At 44.5% G+C, this 15514-nt stretch carries 15 protein-coding genes; 8 read left to right on the top strand and 7 right to left on the bottom strand.

Going from position 1 to position 15514, the window contains the following annotated elements; translation table 11 throughout:
* On the top strand, positions 1-237 hold the full coding sequence (locus ABXT70_RS08500; protein WP_443640061.1) for a glutaredoxin family protein: 237 nt from the start codon (positions 1-3) through the stop codon (positions 235-237).
* Here the strand turns inward: ABXT70_RS08500 and ABXT70_RS08495 are convergent.
* Positions 234-1082 (bottom strand): TatD family hydrolase, encoded by an 849-nt coding sequence (locus ABXT70_RS08495; protein WP_443640060.1) that lies wholly within the window; start codon positions 1080-1082, stop codon positions 234-236. The two genes, ABXT70_RS08500 and ABXT70_RS08495, sit on opposite strands and share 4 nt — an antisense overlap.
* A complete protein-coding gene (locus tag ABXT70_RS08490; RefSeq protein ID WP_443640059.1) occupies positions 1024-1596 on the bottom strand; it encodes a hypothetical protein in 573 nt (190 codons plus the stop codon). The genes ABXT70_RS08495 and ABXT70_RS08490 overlap by 59 nt, the downstream gene beginning before the upstream one ends.
* A 232-nt stretch (positions 1597-1828) precedes the next feature.
* Here ABXT70_RS08490 and ABXT70_RS08485 point away from each other — a divergent pair, with 232 nt between their 5' ends.
* Positions 1829-3730 (top strand): ATP-binding cassette domain-containing protein, encoded by a 1902-nt coding sequence (locus ABXT70_RS08485; protein WP_443640058.1) that lies wholly within the window; start codon positions 1829-1831, stop codon positions 3728-3730.
* Here the strand turns inward: ABXT70_RS08485 and ABXT70_RS08480 are convergent.
* A complete protein-coding gene (locus ABXT70_RS08480; protein ID WP_443640057.1) occupies positions 3727-4155 on the bottom strand; it encodes a universal stress protein in 429 nt (142 codons plus the stop codon). The two genes, ABXT70_RS08485 and ABXT70_RS08480, sit on opposite strands and share 4 nt — an antisense overlap.
* A gap of 201 nt (positions 4156-4356) precedes the next feature.
* On the opposite strand from ABXT70_RS08480, the gene ABXT70_RS08475 reads away from it, so the two are divergent.
* The 5 genes from ABXT70_RS08475 to ABXT70_RS08455 all read left to right on the top strand — a co-directional run bounded on the left by ABXT70_RS08475 (position 4357) and on the right by ABXT70_RS08455 (position 11762).
* A complete protein-coding gene (locus ABXT70_RS08475; RefSeq protein ID WP_443640056.1) occupies positions 4357-4815 on the top strand; it encodes a hypothetical protein in 459 nt (152 codons plus the stop codon).
* 146 nt (positions 4816-4961) lie between these two features.
* Positions 4962-7127, top strand: a complete 2166-nt coding sequence (fadB, locus tag ABXT70_RS08470) for a fatty acid oxidation complex subunit alpha FadB (RefSeq protein ID WP_443640055.1) — start codon at positions 4962-4964, stop codon at positions 7125-7127.
* A gap of 14 nt (positions 7128-7141) precedes the next feature.
* Positions 7142-8317, top strand: a complete 1176-nt coding sequence (gene fadA, locus ABXT70_RS08465; protein ID WP_443640054.1) for an acetyl-CoA C-acyltransferase FadA — start codon at positions 7142-7144, stop codon at positions 8315-8317.
* Between the two features lie 219 nt (positions 8318-8536).
* Positions 8537-11233 carry a type I DNA topoisomerase gene (gene topA, locus ABXT70_RS08460; protein ID WP_443640053.1) on the top strand — a complete coding sequence of 899 codons (2697 nt, stop codon included), beginning with the start codon at positions 8537-8539 and terminating at the stop codon, positions 11231-11233.
* 1 nt (position 11234) lies between these two features.
* Positions 11235-11762: a hypothetical protein gene (locus tag ABXT70_RS08455; RefSeq protein WP_443640052.1), complete on the top strand. Its 528-nt coding sequence runs from the start codon at positions 11235-11237 to the stop codon at positions 11760-11762.
* A 23-nt stretch (positions 11763-11785) separates the two neighbouring features.
* Here ABXT70_RS08455 and ABXT70_RS08450 read toward each other — a convergent pair whose 3' ends face one another.
* Positions 11786-12487 carry a hypothetical protein gene (locus ABXT70_RS08450; protein WP_443640051.1) on the bottom strand — a complete coding sequence of 234 codons (702 nt, stop codon included), beginning with the start codon at positions 12485-12487 and terminating at the stop codon, positions 11786-11788.
* 274 nt (positions 12488-12761) lie between these two features.
* A complete protein-coding gene (locus ABXT70_RS08445) occupies positions 12762-12890 on the bottom strand; it encodes a hypothetical protein (protein ID WP_443640050.1) in 129 nt (42 codons plus the stop codon).
* A 6-nt stretch (positions 12891-12896) separates the two neighbouring features.
* On the opposite strand from ABXT70_RS08445, the gene ABXT70_RS08440 reads away from it, so the two are divergent.
* The gene (locus tag ABXT70_RS08440) at positions 12897-13526 is read left to right on the top strand and encodes a ProQ/FINO family protein (RefSeq protein WP_443640049.1); all 630 of its coding nucleotides are present in this window, start codon (positions 12897-12899) and stop codon (positions 13524-13526) included.
* Between the two features lie 75 nt (positions 13527-13601).
* On the opposite strand, the gene trxA is transcribed toward ABXT70_RS08440, so the two are convergent.
* Entirely contained in the window at positions 13602-13928 is a 327-nt protein-coding gene (trxA, locus tag ABXT70_RS08435) for a thioredoxin (RefSeq protein WP_443640048.1), read from the bottom strand.
* Positions 13929-14061: 133 nt separating this feature from the next.
* Complete coding sequence (locus ABXT70_RS08430; RefSeq protein ID WP_443640047.1) at positions 14062-15447, bottom strand: MATE family efflux transporter; 1386 nt, start codon at positions 15445-15447, stop codon at positions 14062-14064.
* Positions 15448-15514 lie beyond the last annotated feature (67 nt).

The following is a 15514-nucleotide window of genomic DNA, read 5'->3' as shown; positions in this document are numbered from 1 at the left end:
ATGCCTAAGCGCCAGCTGCAGTTGCTGGGTACATCTGGATGTCACTTGTGTGACTTAGCCGAAGCTTTGCTTGTTCACTGTTTAGATTTGTCGCAAGTGGAAGTAGAGTTGATTGATATCGCAGATAACGATGAGCTGATAGAGCTTTATGGCGTTAAAATTCCTGTTTTGCGCTGCCCTGAGAGCCAAAAAGTACTTTGTTGGCCGTTTGATGAGCTTGCAGTTAATAGCTTCTAACCAAAGTTAAAAAAGTCATTCACTGTAGCCTCAGTTTGCTGCGCAAGGTCGGCTACGTTCTGGCCCCGAAAATGAGCCACACGTTGTAAAATGTGAGGCAGATAAGCGGGCTCGTTGCGGCTAGATTTTGGTTTGGGGCGCATGTCTCTAGGCAAAAGATAGGGGGAGTCGGTTTCTAACATGAGTCGGTTGTTAGGAATCCACTTCACAGCACTTTGAAGGTGTTCTCCACGACGTTCATCGCAAATCCATCCGGTAATACCAATATGTATATCAAGGTCTAGCAGCTGCTTAAGGAACGCTTCGGTGCCTGTGAAGCAGTGTACAACAGCTTTACTAAAGCCAGACCGATATTGGCTAATGAGTTGCAAAAACTCATCTGCCGCATCGCGTTCGTGTAAGAACAGTGGCAGTTGCAGATCAACGGCGGCTTGTAAATGCTGCTCAAAGCTATGGAGCTGTTGTTTTGGGGTAGAAAAATTACGGTTAAAGTCTAATCCAGTTTCACCAATAGCCACTACCTTGGGGTGTTGCCAAAGCTGGGCTAGCTGTTGCCAAGATTCAGGGTTGTTTTCACTAGCGTTATGGGGGTGGAAGCCAGCCGTTGCATAGCGCTCACAGGGTAAAGTGTCATCTAAACTTAGTTCAAGCGCGTGTTGGCTAGTGTGTACAGAAGTGCCGGTAATGATATGACGGTGAACCCCAGCGTCAAGACCACGTTGTAAGGTATCTGCAAGGTCTTTAGTGAATCGATCACTGGTTAAATTGACACCGATATCGGTGATGTTAGAACATTTCAACGTCGTCAGCTTCAGTTTCTTCTGCTTTATCTGGCGTGTGGGCATGATAGATTGCAATGGCTTCTTCAATGCTAGAGCCTCCCATAATAGAAGCAAACATTAAACGTTCAGATTCCATTGAATATGAGTCGTGCAGATTAGATTGCAGCTCCATCCATGCCATAGGGTCTTGCAGGCGATCTGGATTTTGAATTAAAGCCGACATGTCGTCTAGGCTTTTAATGACGTGGCTAAGGCGCTGATCTAGGCGATCGAAAAATTGAAAATCAACAACCGCTTGGCCAACCTTAGCTTTTGCAGCGGAAGATGCTGCCTGAATTAGCTCCAGTTCCATTTGATCTTTTGGTTCAACACAGGAGATAGAAACGGCGGAATCATGGATGGTGAGAACGTTGTCGGCAATTTGTGCAAAAGTGCTACTCAAGGTATCAACATTGGTGTTGCTGTCGCTTAAGCTGGTACGGATTTGAGCGATGGTTATACCCAGCATGGTCAAAGTATTTTTGATATGGCTGAAGTTGGTTAGGCTGGCGCTTTTATTCAAGTTGGAAGTTGTCATCCAATAAATCCGTGCTTCTTAAATAGCTTGGTTATTTCACTTATTTCACTAAACTCCATTATCAACTTATTATTTAACTAGTTGCAACTTTAATAGTCATCCTTTTGTGTCGTTTTGTAACCTTTAAGTATCTGAAAGCCTAGAAGAAACGTTATAATTACACAAATTAAGTTAATAAGTCACCCAAGCGAAGTGCTAATGGTGAATCTTGCCCTATCATTTAGGTCCTTTAATGAATTTAATACGGTTACAACAAGTCCATCTTGCTTTTGGCGATGTGGCGATACTTGACGATGTCAATTTACAGATTGATGCGGGTGATAGAGTGTGTCTTATCGGCCGCAATGGGGCTGGTAAATCTAGCCTTATTAAATTGTTGGTAGGAGAGCAACTGCCAGATAGTGGCAATATTTGGCGGAGTCCTTCATGTAGGATTGGTTATTTACAACAAGACCTGCCAGATCGCGAAGATTTGTGTGTCAACGAGTTAGTCGCTATGGGTATGGGCGAGGTTTACGACTTACGTAAACGCCATGAAGAAATTGCTATGGGTGAGTTAGACGACAAGGCCATGAAACAGCTAGAAGTTGTGAGTCATCGAATTGATGAATTAGATGGTTGGCAAATGGAACCTAAGGTCGAACGCATATTGACCCGCCTTAAGTTAGATGGCACGCAAATTCTTAGCCAGCTGTCAGGCGGTTGGAGAAGGCGTGTAGCCTTAGCCAGAGCCTTGGTCTCTGAACCCACCTTGTTGTTATTAGATGAGCCTACCAACCACTTGGATATATTGGCCATAGAATGGTTAGAGAAACAGTTACTGGACTTTAATGGTGCCATCATTTTTATCACTCACGACCGTAGTTTCTTGCAAGTATTGGCCAACAAAATTGTAGAGCTAGACCGTGGCCACTTAAACTACTTTCCAGGTGGTTACGAACGATTCTTAGCCTACCGTGATCAGCAATTGATGGAGGAAGATCGTCATAATGCTTTGTTCGACAAAAAGCTAGCCCAAGAGGAAGTGTGGATTCGCCAAGGTATCAAGGCCCGTCGTACCCGTAATGAAGGCCGCGTGCGGGCGCTAGAATCACTGCGTAAAGAGCGTGGCGATCGCCGAGAGCGCCAGGGCAATGTGAAATTACAACATGCTCAAGCTGCTAAATCTGGTCAGCTTGTGTGTGAACTAGAAAATGTCAGTCATGGTTATGGTGAGCAAAAGCTGATCAAGAATTTTGACTTAAACCTGCTTAAACTAGACCGTATTGGTCTTGTGGGTGCCAACGGCGTGGGTAAATCTACCTTACTTAAAGTAATTCTGGGTCAGCTAGAACCCAATTCAGGTACGGTCAAGCGCGGCACCAAGTTAGAAGTCGCCTATTTTGACCAATTACGCGATCAGTTAGACCTTACTAAAACCGTAATGGATAACCTTGCTGAAGGTCGAGAAAGTATCAACATTAACGGCAAAGAACGCCACGTCATGAGCTACTTGGGTGATTTTTTGTTTTCTCCTAAACGTGTGCGTAGTCCAGTGAGTAGCCTTTCTGGTGGTGAACGTAATCGTTTGTTGCTGGCTCGCTTATTTAGTAAACCGTCAAATATGTTGGTATTGGACGAACCGACTAACGATCTCGATATTGAAACCTTAGAATTATTGGAAGAAATGTTGGCTAATTACCCAGGCACTGTGCTGCTAGTAAGCCATGATCGTGCGTTCTTGGATCGTGTGGTGACTTCGTGTTTAGTATTTGATGGTCAAGGTCATATCACCGATTCCGTAGGTGGATATAGTGATTGGGTTAGGCGTGGTGGCAAGCTACAAGCCCCTACTGTGCAAGGGCATAGCAAACCAACAGGAATGGCGGCAACGCCACTCAAGGCTAAAGATAAAGTGAAGCCGGTCGTTAAGCTAAGCTATAAAATTCAGCGTGAGCTAGATTTATTGCCAGCCCAAGTTGAAGCGTTAGAATTAGACCTTGAAACCTTGCAGAATGAAATTGGCCATGCCAACTTCTATAATAAGGGTCAGGATCATGTGAGTGCACGCCTAGCACAGTTAGAAACTCAGGAGGCCGACCTAGAGAAGGCTATGGATAGGTGGTTAGAAATCGAGGCCACCCTAGAGGGCTAAACCCTTACTGCTAACACATCACAAGTTGCACCGTGTAAAATGCCATTAGGGGTAGAGCCTAGCAATAGGGCTAGACCATGACGGCCATGGCTTCCCACTAAAATGAGGTCTGTATTGAGCTCATTAGCTACCCGGTGCACTTCTGTTTCAATATGGCCAGACACCAGTAATTGATTTGCATCACTTAGGTTATGTTTTTGCACAAAAGCACTCATGCGTTGTTCAGCGTGTTCATGCAATTGTTTTTGTATGGCAGATAAATCCATTGGTATATCACCGCCATAGGCGTAACTTAATGGATCTGTGACATGGATTAGGGTGAGCTTTGCGTCGTTTTGTAAAGCTATTTGATGGGCTTTTTCAACTACCTTATCAGCCTCTTCGTTAAGGTCTATGGCGGCTAAAATATTTTGATAAATACTCATCTTGGGGTCTCCTAAGTGGTTTAAAAAAGTTTACCACAGTTATTTTTTGTTTATGATTTTACCAATAATGGGTTGATATGTTCAAACCTCTGTTAAACATTAGCTGATATTTTTTATTTAGTGTGTGGAGTTGTCGTGGAAATAAAGTCGATTATCGTGATCTTGGTATGCTTGTCCCTAATTGGATCTGTGGCGTGGGTCATGCCGACACCGTTACAACGAGCCCAAGCAAAGATACGCCATCTAGCCATGGCTAAAGGCTTACAGATTAAAGTGGGTAAGCTGCAAGGGCCAAGGGAACAGGGTGAAGTTGCCCCACAAAGTCATTTGGCTACCAGTTACGGCCTACCACGACCGAACAGCCGCAACAGGGTTGGTGGTATTAATGCTATCAAAAAAGCAACGTGGGAAATATTTAAAGCAGGGGGGCTTGATACCAAAGGTTTGCCCCAGGGTTGGTGCTGGAATCGTGGCGAAGGCGTCCTAAAGTCTGAACAGTTAAGCTATTTATCCAAACTGATCGAGCAGTTACCTAGCGATGTTTACGCTCTTGGTGTTACACCCATTACGGCACAGGCTTATTGGTACGAAAAAGCTACGCCAGAACAACTAGACGACTTAGAAAAAGTATTAAAAGAGTTGGCTTTGGACAACTTTTAAAACCTCAGCCTTGCTTTGTGGTTCTAGAGTCATGGTTGACTTTGCCTCAGGCTAGTTTAAAGTGCTATCACTGTTTCAAACAAGCGTATGAAATTGCCCCTTTAGTGGTATCATAAGCCCGTTAAATTCACCCAAGGAGTCCATGCATGATCTATGCAGGTAACGCCATTCAGGTAGAGATGCACGACCATCAGCTAGCTAAACTAACCTTTGACCTTAAACACCAGTCAGTAAATAAGCTTAATGCTGCAACATTAAGTGAGTTGCAACAAGCCATTGCTGCCATTGCTGGTGCCAGTAGTGTGAAAGGTCTAATGCTAATCAGTGACAAATCCACCTTCATTGTAGGTGCAGACATTACTGAGTTCTTGCACTTCTTTGGTATCGAAGAGCAAGATTTAATCGATGCTAATATGAAGGTAAATGAGACCTTTAGTGCCCTAGAAGATCTACCGATGCCCACTGTGTCACTTATTAATGGTTTGGCATTAGGTGGTGGTTTTGAAGTGTGTTTAAGCACTGATTACCGCATTATGACTGCCGACGCCAAAGTAGGCTTGCCAGAAGTAAAGCTAGGCATCTTTCCAGGTTGGGGCGGTACCGTGCGTTTGCCCCGACTCATTGGTTTAGATAATGCCATTGAATGGATCTGTGGTGCTAACGAAAAGAAATCGGCAGCTGCCCTTAAAGATGGAGCAGTAGATGCCGTTGTAGCAAGTGATCAGTTATTAGAAGCTGGTGTGCACTTGCTTAACCAATGCATTGCTGGCGATCTGGATTATCAAACCAAGCGTGCTGCTAAAATTGCTAAGCTGCCTTTAGCTCCTTTGGAACAGATGATGGCCTTCGAAACCTCCAAAGGTTTTGTAGCAGGTAAGGCAGGCCCCCATTACCCAAGCCCGCTAACAGCCATTAAAACCATGCAAAAGCATGCAGGTATGACTCGTGATAAGGCACTAGCTGTGGAAGCTAAGAGTTTTGCAAAAATGGCACAAACACCAGTGGCTGCCAACCTAGTGGGCATTTTTCTTGCCGACCAGTACCTTAAGCGCACAGTTAAAGCTTTAGCACCTAAAGCGACTAAAGTTGAGCAAGCAGCGGTATTAGGTGCCGGCATTATGGGTGGTGGAATTGCCTACCAGTCAGCCTATAAAGGTATCCCTATCGTCATGAAAGACATCGCTGAGCCAGCTATTCAATTGGGCTTGGATGAAGCCACAGGTATTTTAGAGAAACGTGTTAGCCGTGGCCAGATGAAGCCTGCTCAAATGGCTAAAGTACTTAATAACATTCGCCCAACGTTAAATTATGCAGATGTTGCTAACGTTGATTTGGTGGTAGAAGCCGTAGTGGAAAATCCCATGGTAAAGGGCATTGTGTTAGCTGAAATAGAAGACCAAGTAAAAGACAGTGCTGTGATCACCTCTAACACCTCTACTATTTCAATTAATCTCCTAGCTAAGAGCCTAAAAGACCCAACCCGTTTTTGTGGTATGCACTTTTTTAACCCAGTTCACAAAATGCCCTTGGTTGAAGTGATCCGTGGCAGTCAAACCACTGATGAAACCATTGCTACAACAGTGGCTTACGCCAATGCTATGGGCAAAAAACCTATTGTTGTGAAAGACTGTCCAGGTTTTTTTGTAAACCGTGTATTGTTCCCTTATTTTGGTGGCTTTGGTATCTTGTTAGAGCAGGGCATCGATTTTATCCGCGTTGATAAGTTGATGGAGCGTTTTGGCTGGCCTATGGGCCCAGCCTATTTACTTGATGTGGTGGGTATTGATACGGCTCACCATGCCCAAGCTGTCATGGCAGAAGGTTTTCCAGAGCGTATGGCGGGGCAAGGTGAGGCTGCGATCGATTTAATGTTCAAAGAGCAGCGTTTTGGCCAAAAAAACAAGCTTGGTTTTTACGCTTATGAAAAAGACAAAAAAGGTCGTTTACAAAAACAAGTAGATAAATCCTTGGTCGAAAAACTTGCTGGTTTATGTGCTAATCCGGTGGAGCTAATTGACGAAAAAATCATTGATCATTTGATGATTCCATTATGTCTAGAAGTAGCCCGTTGTCTAGAAGAGGGTATTGTGGCCACTCCTGCTGAAGCAGATTTGGCTCTAGTTTATGGTATTGGCTTTCCTCCATTCTTGGGTGGTGCGCTAAAGTACATGGACACCATTGGGTTACAAGCCTTTTGTGATAAGGCTGATGCCATGGCTGCAGTAAGTCCACTGTATTTAGTACCCACACAAATGCGTGAAATGGCTGCCCAAGGTGAAACATTTTATGGCAAGCTACAACCTGCTCATTAAATTCGGAGAGAAACATGCAATTACAAGCCAATGATATTGTTGTGGTAGATGGTGCGCGTTCTGCTATGGGCCGCTGCAAAGGTGGTGCATTTAGAAATGTACGTGCGGAGAACTTATCTGCCGCAGTGATTGACGGTCTTTTTGCCCGCAACCCAGAGCTTAACCCTGCTCACGTAGAAGACGTGATCTGGGGTTGTGTAAACCAAACCTTAGAGCAAGGCTTTAACGTCGCCCGTAACGCCGCTTTATTAAGTGTTATTCCTCATACTGTAGCCGCTCAAACTGTGAACCGTTTGTGTGGTTCTTCTATGGCCGCGTTACATACAGCAGCGCAAGCTATTGCCACAGACAATGGAGATTTCTTTGTTGTGGGGGGTGTAGAACACATGGGCCATGTGGCTATGAACCACGGTGTTGATATTAACCCTGCCGGCAGTAAACATGCAGCAAAAGCTGCAATGATGATGGGCTTGACGGCTGAATTATTAGGTAAAATGCATGGCATTAGCCGCGAGATGCAAGATGAGTTTGCGGTACGTTCACATCGCCTAGCCCATGAAGCTGCAGAAAATGGTGACTTCGACCGTGAAATTATTGCAATTGAAGGTCACGATGCTGAAGGTCGGCTTATTAAAGTAGATCGTGACGAAGTTATTCGTGCGGATACAAACCTCGAGTCTTTATCAAAGTTACGCCCTGTGTTTGACCCTAAGAACGGTACCGTTACTGCAGCTACGTCTTCAGCCCTTTCGGATGGTGCTTCGGCCATGTTGTTAATGTCTGGTGCCAAAGCTTTGGAGCTAGGTCTTAAGCCTTTAGCTCGTATTAAATCGATGGCTGTGGCAGGGTGTGACCCTTCAATTATGGGGTATGGCCCAGTGCCAGCCACTAAAAAAGCCCTAAAACGTGCAGGTTTAACCATTGAAGATATTGAGGTGATAGAGCTTAACGAAGCCTTCGCAGCTCAAGCATTACCGGTATTAAAAGACCTTAAGCTGATCGACAAAGTTGAAGAAAAAGTCAACTTGCACGGTGGTGCTATTGCGCTGGGCCACCCTTTAGGTTGTTCTGGTACACGAATTGCTGTGAGCTGCTTAACGCGTATGCAAAAACAGGATTCGCAGTTTGGTTTAGCCACTATGTGTATTGGTATGGGCCAAGGTATTGCGACGGTATTTGAACGTTTGTAAACATTAGTTCCACAAACCCCAATAAATTCAAAAGGCTGGTTATCTAGCCTTTTGTGATTTTGTTATGTGATATTGCTTGCTTTTTGCACCAAAAAATGGAATTTTAAAGAATAGCCCCCTCAACAAAGGCTTGACCTTCTCAGATATGTGCCTAAACTTAGGCGCCTTAAAGCTGCCGCGATGGATGCGGTGAATACGTACTTATTGGAATAAAACTGCATGGGTAAGTCCCTCGTTATTGTCGAATCACCAGCCAAAGCTAAAACTATCAATAAATACCTGGGTTCAGATTTTATTGTAAAGTCGAGTGTTGGCCATATACGGGATTTGCCAACTAGTTCTCCTCCAGGCAGTGCAGACCCTAAAGCGCGCGCCGCTGAGGCTGCCAAGGTTCGTAATATGGACCCTGATGATAAGGTCATTTACAAGCAAGCCAGATCCCGCAAACAGCTCGTTAGGCGCATGGGTATCGATCCGGAAAACGATTGGCGGGCCGATTACCAGATACTCCCTGGTAAAGAAAAAGTAGTAGAAGAATTACGTCGTCTTGCCAAAGACGCTGACATTATTTACCTTGCGACGGATTTGGATAGAGAAGGAGAAGCCATTGCATGGCACCTTCGTGAAGCTATTGGTGGAGATCAAAGCCGCTATCAGCGGGTAGTATTTAACGAAATCACTAAAACGGCGATCCAGGCCGCCTTTGCTGATCCTGGCGAATTAGACATGGATCACGTCAACGCCCAACAAGCACGACGATTTTTAGATCGAGTTGTGGGCTTTATGGTGTCGCCTCTACTGTGGGCAAAACTTGCCCGTGGATTATCAGCCGGTCGGGTTCAATCTGTTGCTGTGAAGTTGGTAGTAGAACGAGAGCGCATAATTCGTGCCTTTGTGCCCGACGAATATTGGGAGCTAAAAGCGGATGTTACCAATAACGAAAACAAACCTCTGTTATTGCAAGTTCATAAACAACAAGGTGACGAGTACAAACCTGTTAACCAACAACAAAGTGAAGCCGCCGTTACTTTGTTGGAAAAACAAAAATTTATAGTACAGCAGCGCCAGGATAAACCGACTTCGAGCAAACCATCGGCGCCTTACATTACTTCCACACTGCAACAAGCGGCGAGCACGCGCTTAGGTTTTGGTGTGAAAAAGACCATGATGTTGGCTCAGCGACTTTATGAAGCGGGTTATATTACATACATGCGCACGGACTCGACTAGCTTGGGTAAAGAAGCGGTAGGTAATTGTCGTGATTATATCGAAAAAAGTTTCGGTAAAGAGTATTTACCAGCTGCCCCAATAGGGTATTCAAGTAAAGGTGGTGCGCAGGAGGCTCACGAGGCTATACGGCCGTCTGTGGTGGCGCTGAAGTCAACTCAGCTGACTGGCATGGAGCGTGATTCGGAACGTCTGTATGAGCTTATTTGGCGTCAATTTGTGGCCTGTCAAATGGTGGCTGCCCAATTCACCAGTACCAGCATCTTCGTGGAAGCGGGTGACTTTAGTTTACGCACACGTGGCCGCATTATGCGTTTTGATGGTTATTCCAGAGTTCAGCCTAGTGCTAGTAAGAAAGATGAAGATTTGATCTTACCTGATGTGAATAAAGGCGATGTGCTAACACTTAAACAGCTAACGCCCAGCCAGCACTTTACCAAGTCTGCCCCAAGATTCTCCGAGGCTAGTCTCGTTAAAGAGCTTGAGAAGCAAGGTATTGGCCGACCCTCAACCTATGCCAGTATTATTTCTACCATCCAAGACCGTGGCTATGTGATGGTTCAAAATCGTCGTTTTTATGCGGAAAAGATGGGTGATATTGTTACTGATCGGTTAGAAGAAAACTTCTCTGACTTAATGGATTATTCATTTACCGCCAACATGGAGCAGCGCTTAGATAGTGTGGCTAAGGGCGAGACCGAGTGGAAACGTCTGCTTAATGCCTTTTATAAGGCCTTTACTCGTAAGTTGAGTATTGCTGAAGCAGAAGATGGTATGCGTGCTAACACGCCAACGCTAACAGACATAGAATGCCCTAGCTGTAGCAAAGTAATGAATATTCGTACGGCGTCTACGGGCGTATTTCTGGGTTGTTCTGGCTATGCTTTACCGCCCAAAGAGCGCTGTAAAGAAACCATAAATCTGGTATCTGGTGATGAAGTGGTTGCCGTGGATGCTGATGATGAAGCAGAATCACGGTTACTCATTAAAAAACATCGCTGCAAAATTTGTGATACTGCAATGGATGGCTACTTAATAGATGCTAAGCGCAAACTGCATGTCTGCGGTAATAATCCAGATTGTAGTGGTTTTGAAATAGAAGCTGGAGAGTACCGCATTAAAGGTTACGATGGCCCGCTAATTCAATGTGATAAATGCACAGCCGACATGCACCTAAAAACGGGGCGTTTTGGTAAATACTTCGATTGTTCCAATAGTGAATGTAAAAATACCCGAAAACTGTTGCGTAGTGGTGAAGCTGCGCCGCCAAAAATGGATCCAATTCCTATGCCAGAATTGGCCTGTGAAAAAGTGGATGACCATTACATTTTGCGTGATGGTGCCGCAGGTCTATTCTTAGCAGCCAGTAAATTCCCTAAAAACCGTGAAACTCGTGCGCCTTTATTGGCGGAAATTTTGCCCCATAAAGAAGAACTAGATCCTAAGTACGCCTTTTTACTCAAAGCACCAGTAAAAGACCATGAAGGTAATCCTTCCATCGTTCGATACAGTCGCAAGACAAAAGAGCAGTATGTCATGTCAGAAGTAGACAAGAAGGCTTCTGGATGGCGTGCAATGTATGTGAGTGGCAAGTGGGTGGAAGAAGTGCCAGTTAAAAAAGTAGCTAAAAAGGCGGTGAAAAAACCGGCTAAAAAAGCATCTGCCAAAACAGCTGACTCAAAAAAATAGCATGGCAGTTCAAGACCAGTGGTTAAGGGCCAGTCAACACCGGCTGGCGTTTAGCACAAGCTTATGGCAAAACCTATTATCTAGCTATGGCGACATAGAAAATCCCCATTACTGGCGCCAGCGTCCCGAGCGTATGGCCTACCAATATGCCATTGTTGATCACCTTTTAAGTGCAGCAAAACACCTTGTTCAGGCTATTTTAAAGCAATTAGCTAATACTCGTTTTGATGATATTTCCTCACTCACATGGGTGGAAATTGAAGATTTGTTAGTTAAACAAGAATTCCTATCCCCAGAAGCTCAGCAAATATTGTTATTGATGCAAGAGGGTGATTGGGCGGCTTGGATTCAGCTGCAGCAGCAAACCGATTTTAGCGTTATGACTAGGCCAGAAGAGCAGTCTGAACAATTGATTATGAGCCACTCAGAAGGTGATTTAACTAATCCAGATTATTGGCCAGTAGCGCGCTGGTTAAAGGATTTAGATAACTTACAGATCTCTATAAGGGACTCTATGGAGGAGTGTTAACCTAGTAGCCTATCTGAAAGTGGTTATATGTCAGATTTGAGCTGGTCTAATACGGCCATCGTGTCTGCATCCTGTTCTTTTATGTTAATGGCAACTCGGTATTGGAAAAAGTTTACAAAGTCTGGTACCTCATTACAGGCCACCAAACAGTCATCACCAACGAGTACTGGCCAGCGCGCCACCCGTTCAAGATTAATCATTTGCGCTTGAATACAGCCATCGCTATACAAACGCCAGCTAAATACCTCGGACATCGAAAAACTATCAAAGTTATCGGCGGTAAATACGGCGTGGCTGCCACATGTGTCAGGCAGTTCTTGCACCACAAATACCGTATCATCTTCTTCAAAATCAAAGTAATCTGCTGCAGTAATTAGCTCAATACATTTGTGCTCTGGAACTTGTGGCACAGTTTGATCAAGGCCAGGGTCATAGTAACCCTGAAAGAAGCCTTTGTTAGGACTGTTTAGATCAGCACAGATAATGAGTTCATCAAACCAGGGAATCATGCCAGCAAAGGAGCCGTCATCTAATAGCGCCCAAAATAAGATATTAACAGAAAATAACTCTTGGCCTGGCGTAGGGTGGCCATGCTCGTTGGAGTAGAGCACTTCAAAGCCATCAAGCTCAGGTGCTAATCGCACCACCTTAGGGTGGGATTGAGTTTGATGTTCTTGGCCGCTAAAAAGATCTATAACCTTGGCGGTGGGTGCTACAGTGGACATGATAATATCCTCTAAGAAAACCGATTATAACGATATATTAGTACGATAATGCTTAACTTAGGTACATGGATTATAGGCAAGGATAGCCGTTTTCTGCAACCCTAAGACTCAAGTTTGTGTAAAAAGCTCAAATATATAGCCCTTGAGTCAATCAATAGGTACAATGTCCAACGCAATGAAAAGACTCAGCTTTAATAGTATAGGATAACAGTGACTGATTCTAAGCTAACCAATGTAGGGACATTAAAGCTAACTCAGAAGCTTTCAGAGCGTATTAAAAATCAACAAAAATTTCTGGCACAGGCGCAACGGCAGGTTGAAGTTCTAAGGCAAGAACATCAACAGCTGCAGCAGCTTCTTGAGCAACACTGAAACCAGACGTTTTATAGGTAATCAAATTCAAGATATTATGACCAGCACAAGTGAACTACCTACCACAGAAATATCTCCTGCCCCAGCGCAAGCCGCGCTTTCAGAAACAGCAAAGTCAACGGTATCTGAGCCCATTACGACAGAGCCAGTTACACCTGAACTAACTGCAGCTGAACGTAAAAAAGCTAAAAGCCGTGCTGCAAACCGTGCAGCTGTTGAGTTATTAAGTGAAACGTACCCACAAACATTTTCTTTTGCCCAGCCTAGGCCGCTTAAAATTGGTATTCAGGAAGATTTGGTTGCTGATGGCAAACTAAGCCAAACTAAGATTAAGCGTGGCTTGGCTAGTTATGTGCGGGCTTTTGGTTATTTAAAATCGCAAACGGATGCGGCGCCACGTATCAACTTGTTAGGTGAAGCTGAAGGTGCTGTAACAGCTGATGAAGCGGCCCACGCAATAACTAAGCTGCCGCCACCTCGTAAGCCACGGCCGAGTGCTAAAAAGCGGCCTACGCAGGCTCATAATAAGCCCAAGCAGAATACCCAGCCTAAAGGTCATAAAGCTGAAGCCAAGATTGAAAAAGCCCCAAGCCCGTTTGATGGTTTGAATGAAGGGCAGCGCATGGCGAGTAAGTTAGATTTATTGCTCAATAAGAATAAGCATTAGTCGTTAGCTTACACTAGGCCTTAAAAAACCGAGCATTGCTCGGTTTTTTTATATGGTAGATAAACTGATGGCGGATTAGGTGTTGTCGGAAATAAACGCCAACAAATCAGATTTAGCTAAAGCGCCTACTTTTGTACCTGCAACTTCACCATTGTTAAATAACATTAAAGTGGGGATACCACGTACGCCGAAGCGAGCTGCAATTTCACTGTTTTCGTCAACGTTGATCTTGCATACCTTAATGCTACCTTCAAATTCAGCTGCAACATCTTCTAAAATAGGTGCAATCATTTTGCATGGGCCACACCAAGGTGCCCAAAAGTCGAGTAATACAGGGACATCTGCATTGGTTACGTCTAGGTCAAATGTGGCATCTGTTACAGCGTGAGTTAGTTCGCTCATGGTCTTCTCTTAATTAGGTTAGTTATGGTTATGATACGTGGTTTTGAAGTAAAACTCAGTAGCATTAAGCCGCCAAAGGGTAACTTTTTAATTCTGCTAAAGGGTATATAGTGGCGCTGAGAAATAATTCAACCTAGCTCGGCTGCGGCAAAGGTTTAGTTAGAACTCGCCATAGGCGCAGGCACAACAATAGTGCTGACACACTCAGGCCAAAAATGATGCCAATCCAAAAGCCTGATGCGCCCATTGCTGGATACATCAAATCAGTCATAGCCAATACGTAGCCAAGGGGCAAGCCAATTAACCAATATGAAATGAAAATAAATAATAATGGTTTAGCCGTGTCTTTGAAACCACGTAAGGCTCCGGTAGCGGCGATTTGTAATGCGTCTGACAACTGAAACAAAGCTGCAAAAATAAATAGGCTTGCCGCAATTTCTATAACTATAGGTTCGGTAGTGTAAATGCCAGATAAGGTGACTGGTAGCATGAGCATGAGCAAACAGGTAAAGCTCGATACACCTAAGGCTAGGCCAAAACCAACTAGCACAGAACGTTTTACTTGGTCTGGTAAGTTGCCACCAATGCCATGGCCCACACGTATGGTGAGGGCCATGCCAATGCTTAATGGGAGTATGAAACACATGCTGGTAAAGTTGAGCACCAGTTGGTGAGCGGCAACAATGTCAGCCCCTAGTGGGGCTAACATTAAAGCCCCTATGGCGAACATAGTCGCCTCTATAAAAATAGAAAAACCAATAGGTAAACCCACTTTTAGAATTTTAAGTTGAGTGTTGAGCTGTGGCCAATCAAATTGTGTAAACATGGCACATTGATGATAAGCAGGTTTAGCATACACATAGATCGCCATGCCAATAACGCTGGCCCATAGACTTATAGCGGTAGCCCAACCACAGCCTTCACCACCCATTTCCGGCACACCAAACTTTCCGTAAATAAAGATGTAGTTCAAAGGGATATTGATCATCAAACCCAACAAGCTAAAATACATCATGGGCTTAGTAATACCCAATCCTTCACTAAAGCTACGCAGGCTTTGCATAATGGCCACAGCAGGTAAACTTAAGGCCGCTGCATGTAAATAACGTAAACCTATACCTTTGATAGGGTCTTTAATATCTAACCAATCAAATATCGGATCTAAGGCGTATAACAATCCCACGGCTAAACAGCTTAGCATGGCAGCCAGCCATATGGATTGCTGTACAAAAGGGCCAATTAAGGAGAGTTTTTTGGCGCCAAAATATTGAGCCACTGTGGGGGTTGTTGCCATGATAGTCCCCATCATCAGTATCAACACGGGGAACAACAAGCTTGAGCCTACAGCCACAGCGGCTAAGTCTGCCGAGCTATAACGACCAGCCATAATAGTATCCACGAAGCTGGCACTCATGTGTAACGCTTCAGCAATGAGTATAGGGGTGCCCAAGCGCAAGAATTGGCGTAACTCTTGACCCATGGCTGTTGCGCTGTAGGTATGGCTCATTGTTTGATGCATCAGGAAAACCAAATTGTTGGCTGGAAAAAAGATGGGCTATAATAGCCCCTTTCGTCATATTCGGCCA

This window comes from Candidatus Njordibacter sp. Uisw_039, from assembly GCF_047730075.1.
Classification (GTDB): domain Bacteria; phylum Pseudomonadota; class Gammaproteobacteria; order Pseudomonadales; family Balneatricaceae; genus Njordibacter.
The sequence above is the reverse complement of the archived record's forward strand: the minus strand, read 5'-3'. Positions and strand labels throughout refer to the sequence as shown.

Bases quoted from the DNA above. Each gene is read 5' to 3' on its own strand.
- ABXT70_RS08500 (WP_443640061.1), top strand. From the start codon at position 1: ATGCCTAAGCGCCAGCTGCAGTTGCTGGGTACATCTGGATGTCACTTG.
- ABXT70_RS08455 (WP_443640052.1), top strand. From the start codon at position 11,235: ATGGCAGTTCAAGACCAGTGGTTAAGGGCCAGTCAACACCGGCTGGCG.
- fadB (WP_443640055.1), top strand. From the start codon at position 4,962: ATGATCTATGCAGGTAACGCCATTCAGGTAGAGATGCACGACCATCAG.
- ABXT70_RS08475 (WP_443640056.1), top strand. From the start codon at position 4,357: ATGCCGACACCGTTACAACGAGCCCAAGCAAAGATACGCCATCTAGCC.
- ABXT70_RS08430 (WP_443640047.1), bottom strand. From the start codon at position 15,447: ATGCATCAAACAATGAGCCATACCTACAGCGCAACAGCCATGGGTCAA.
- ABXT70_RS08485 (WP_443640058.1), top strand. From the start codon at position 1,829: ATGAATTTAATACGGTTACAACAAGTCCATCTTGCTTTTGGCGATGTG.
- ABXT70_RS08490 (WP_443640059.1), bottom strand. From the start codon at position 1,596: ATGACAACTTCCAACTTGAATAAAAGCGCCAGCCTAACCAACTTCAGC.
- trxA (WP_443640048.1), bottom strand. From the start codon at position 13,928: ATGAGCGAACTAACTCACGCTGTAACAGATGCCACATTTGACCTAGAC.
- ABXT70_RS08480 (WP_443640057.1), bottom strand. From the start codon at position 4,155: ATGAGTATTTATCAAAATATTTTAGCCGCCATAGACCTTAACGAAGAG.
- ABXT70_RS08495 (WP_443640060.1), bottom strand. From the start codon at position 1,082: ATGCCCACACGCCAGATAAAGCAGAAGAAACTGAAGCTGACGACGTTG.
- fadA (WP_443640054.1), top strand. From the start codon at position 7,142: ATGCAATTACAAGCCAATGATATTGTTGTGGTAGATGGTGCGCGTTCT.
- ABXT70_RS08450 (WP_443640051.1), bottom strand. From the start codon at position 12,487: ATGTCCACTGTAGCACCCACCGCCAAGGTTATAGATCTTTTTAGCGGC.
- ABXT70_RS08440 (WP_443640049.1), top strand. From the start codon at position 12,897: ATGACCAGCACAAGTGAACTACCTACCACAGAAATATCTCCTGCCCCA.
- topA (WP_443640053.1), top strand. From the start codon at position 8,537: ATGGGTAAGTCCCTCGTTATTGTCGAATCACCAGCCAAAGCTAAAACT.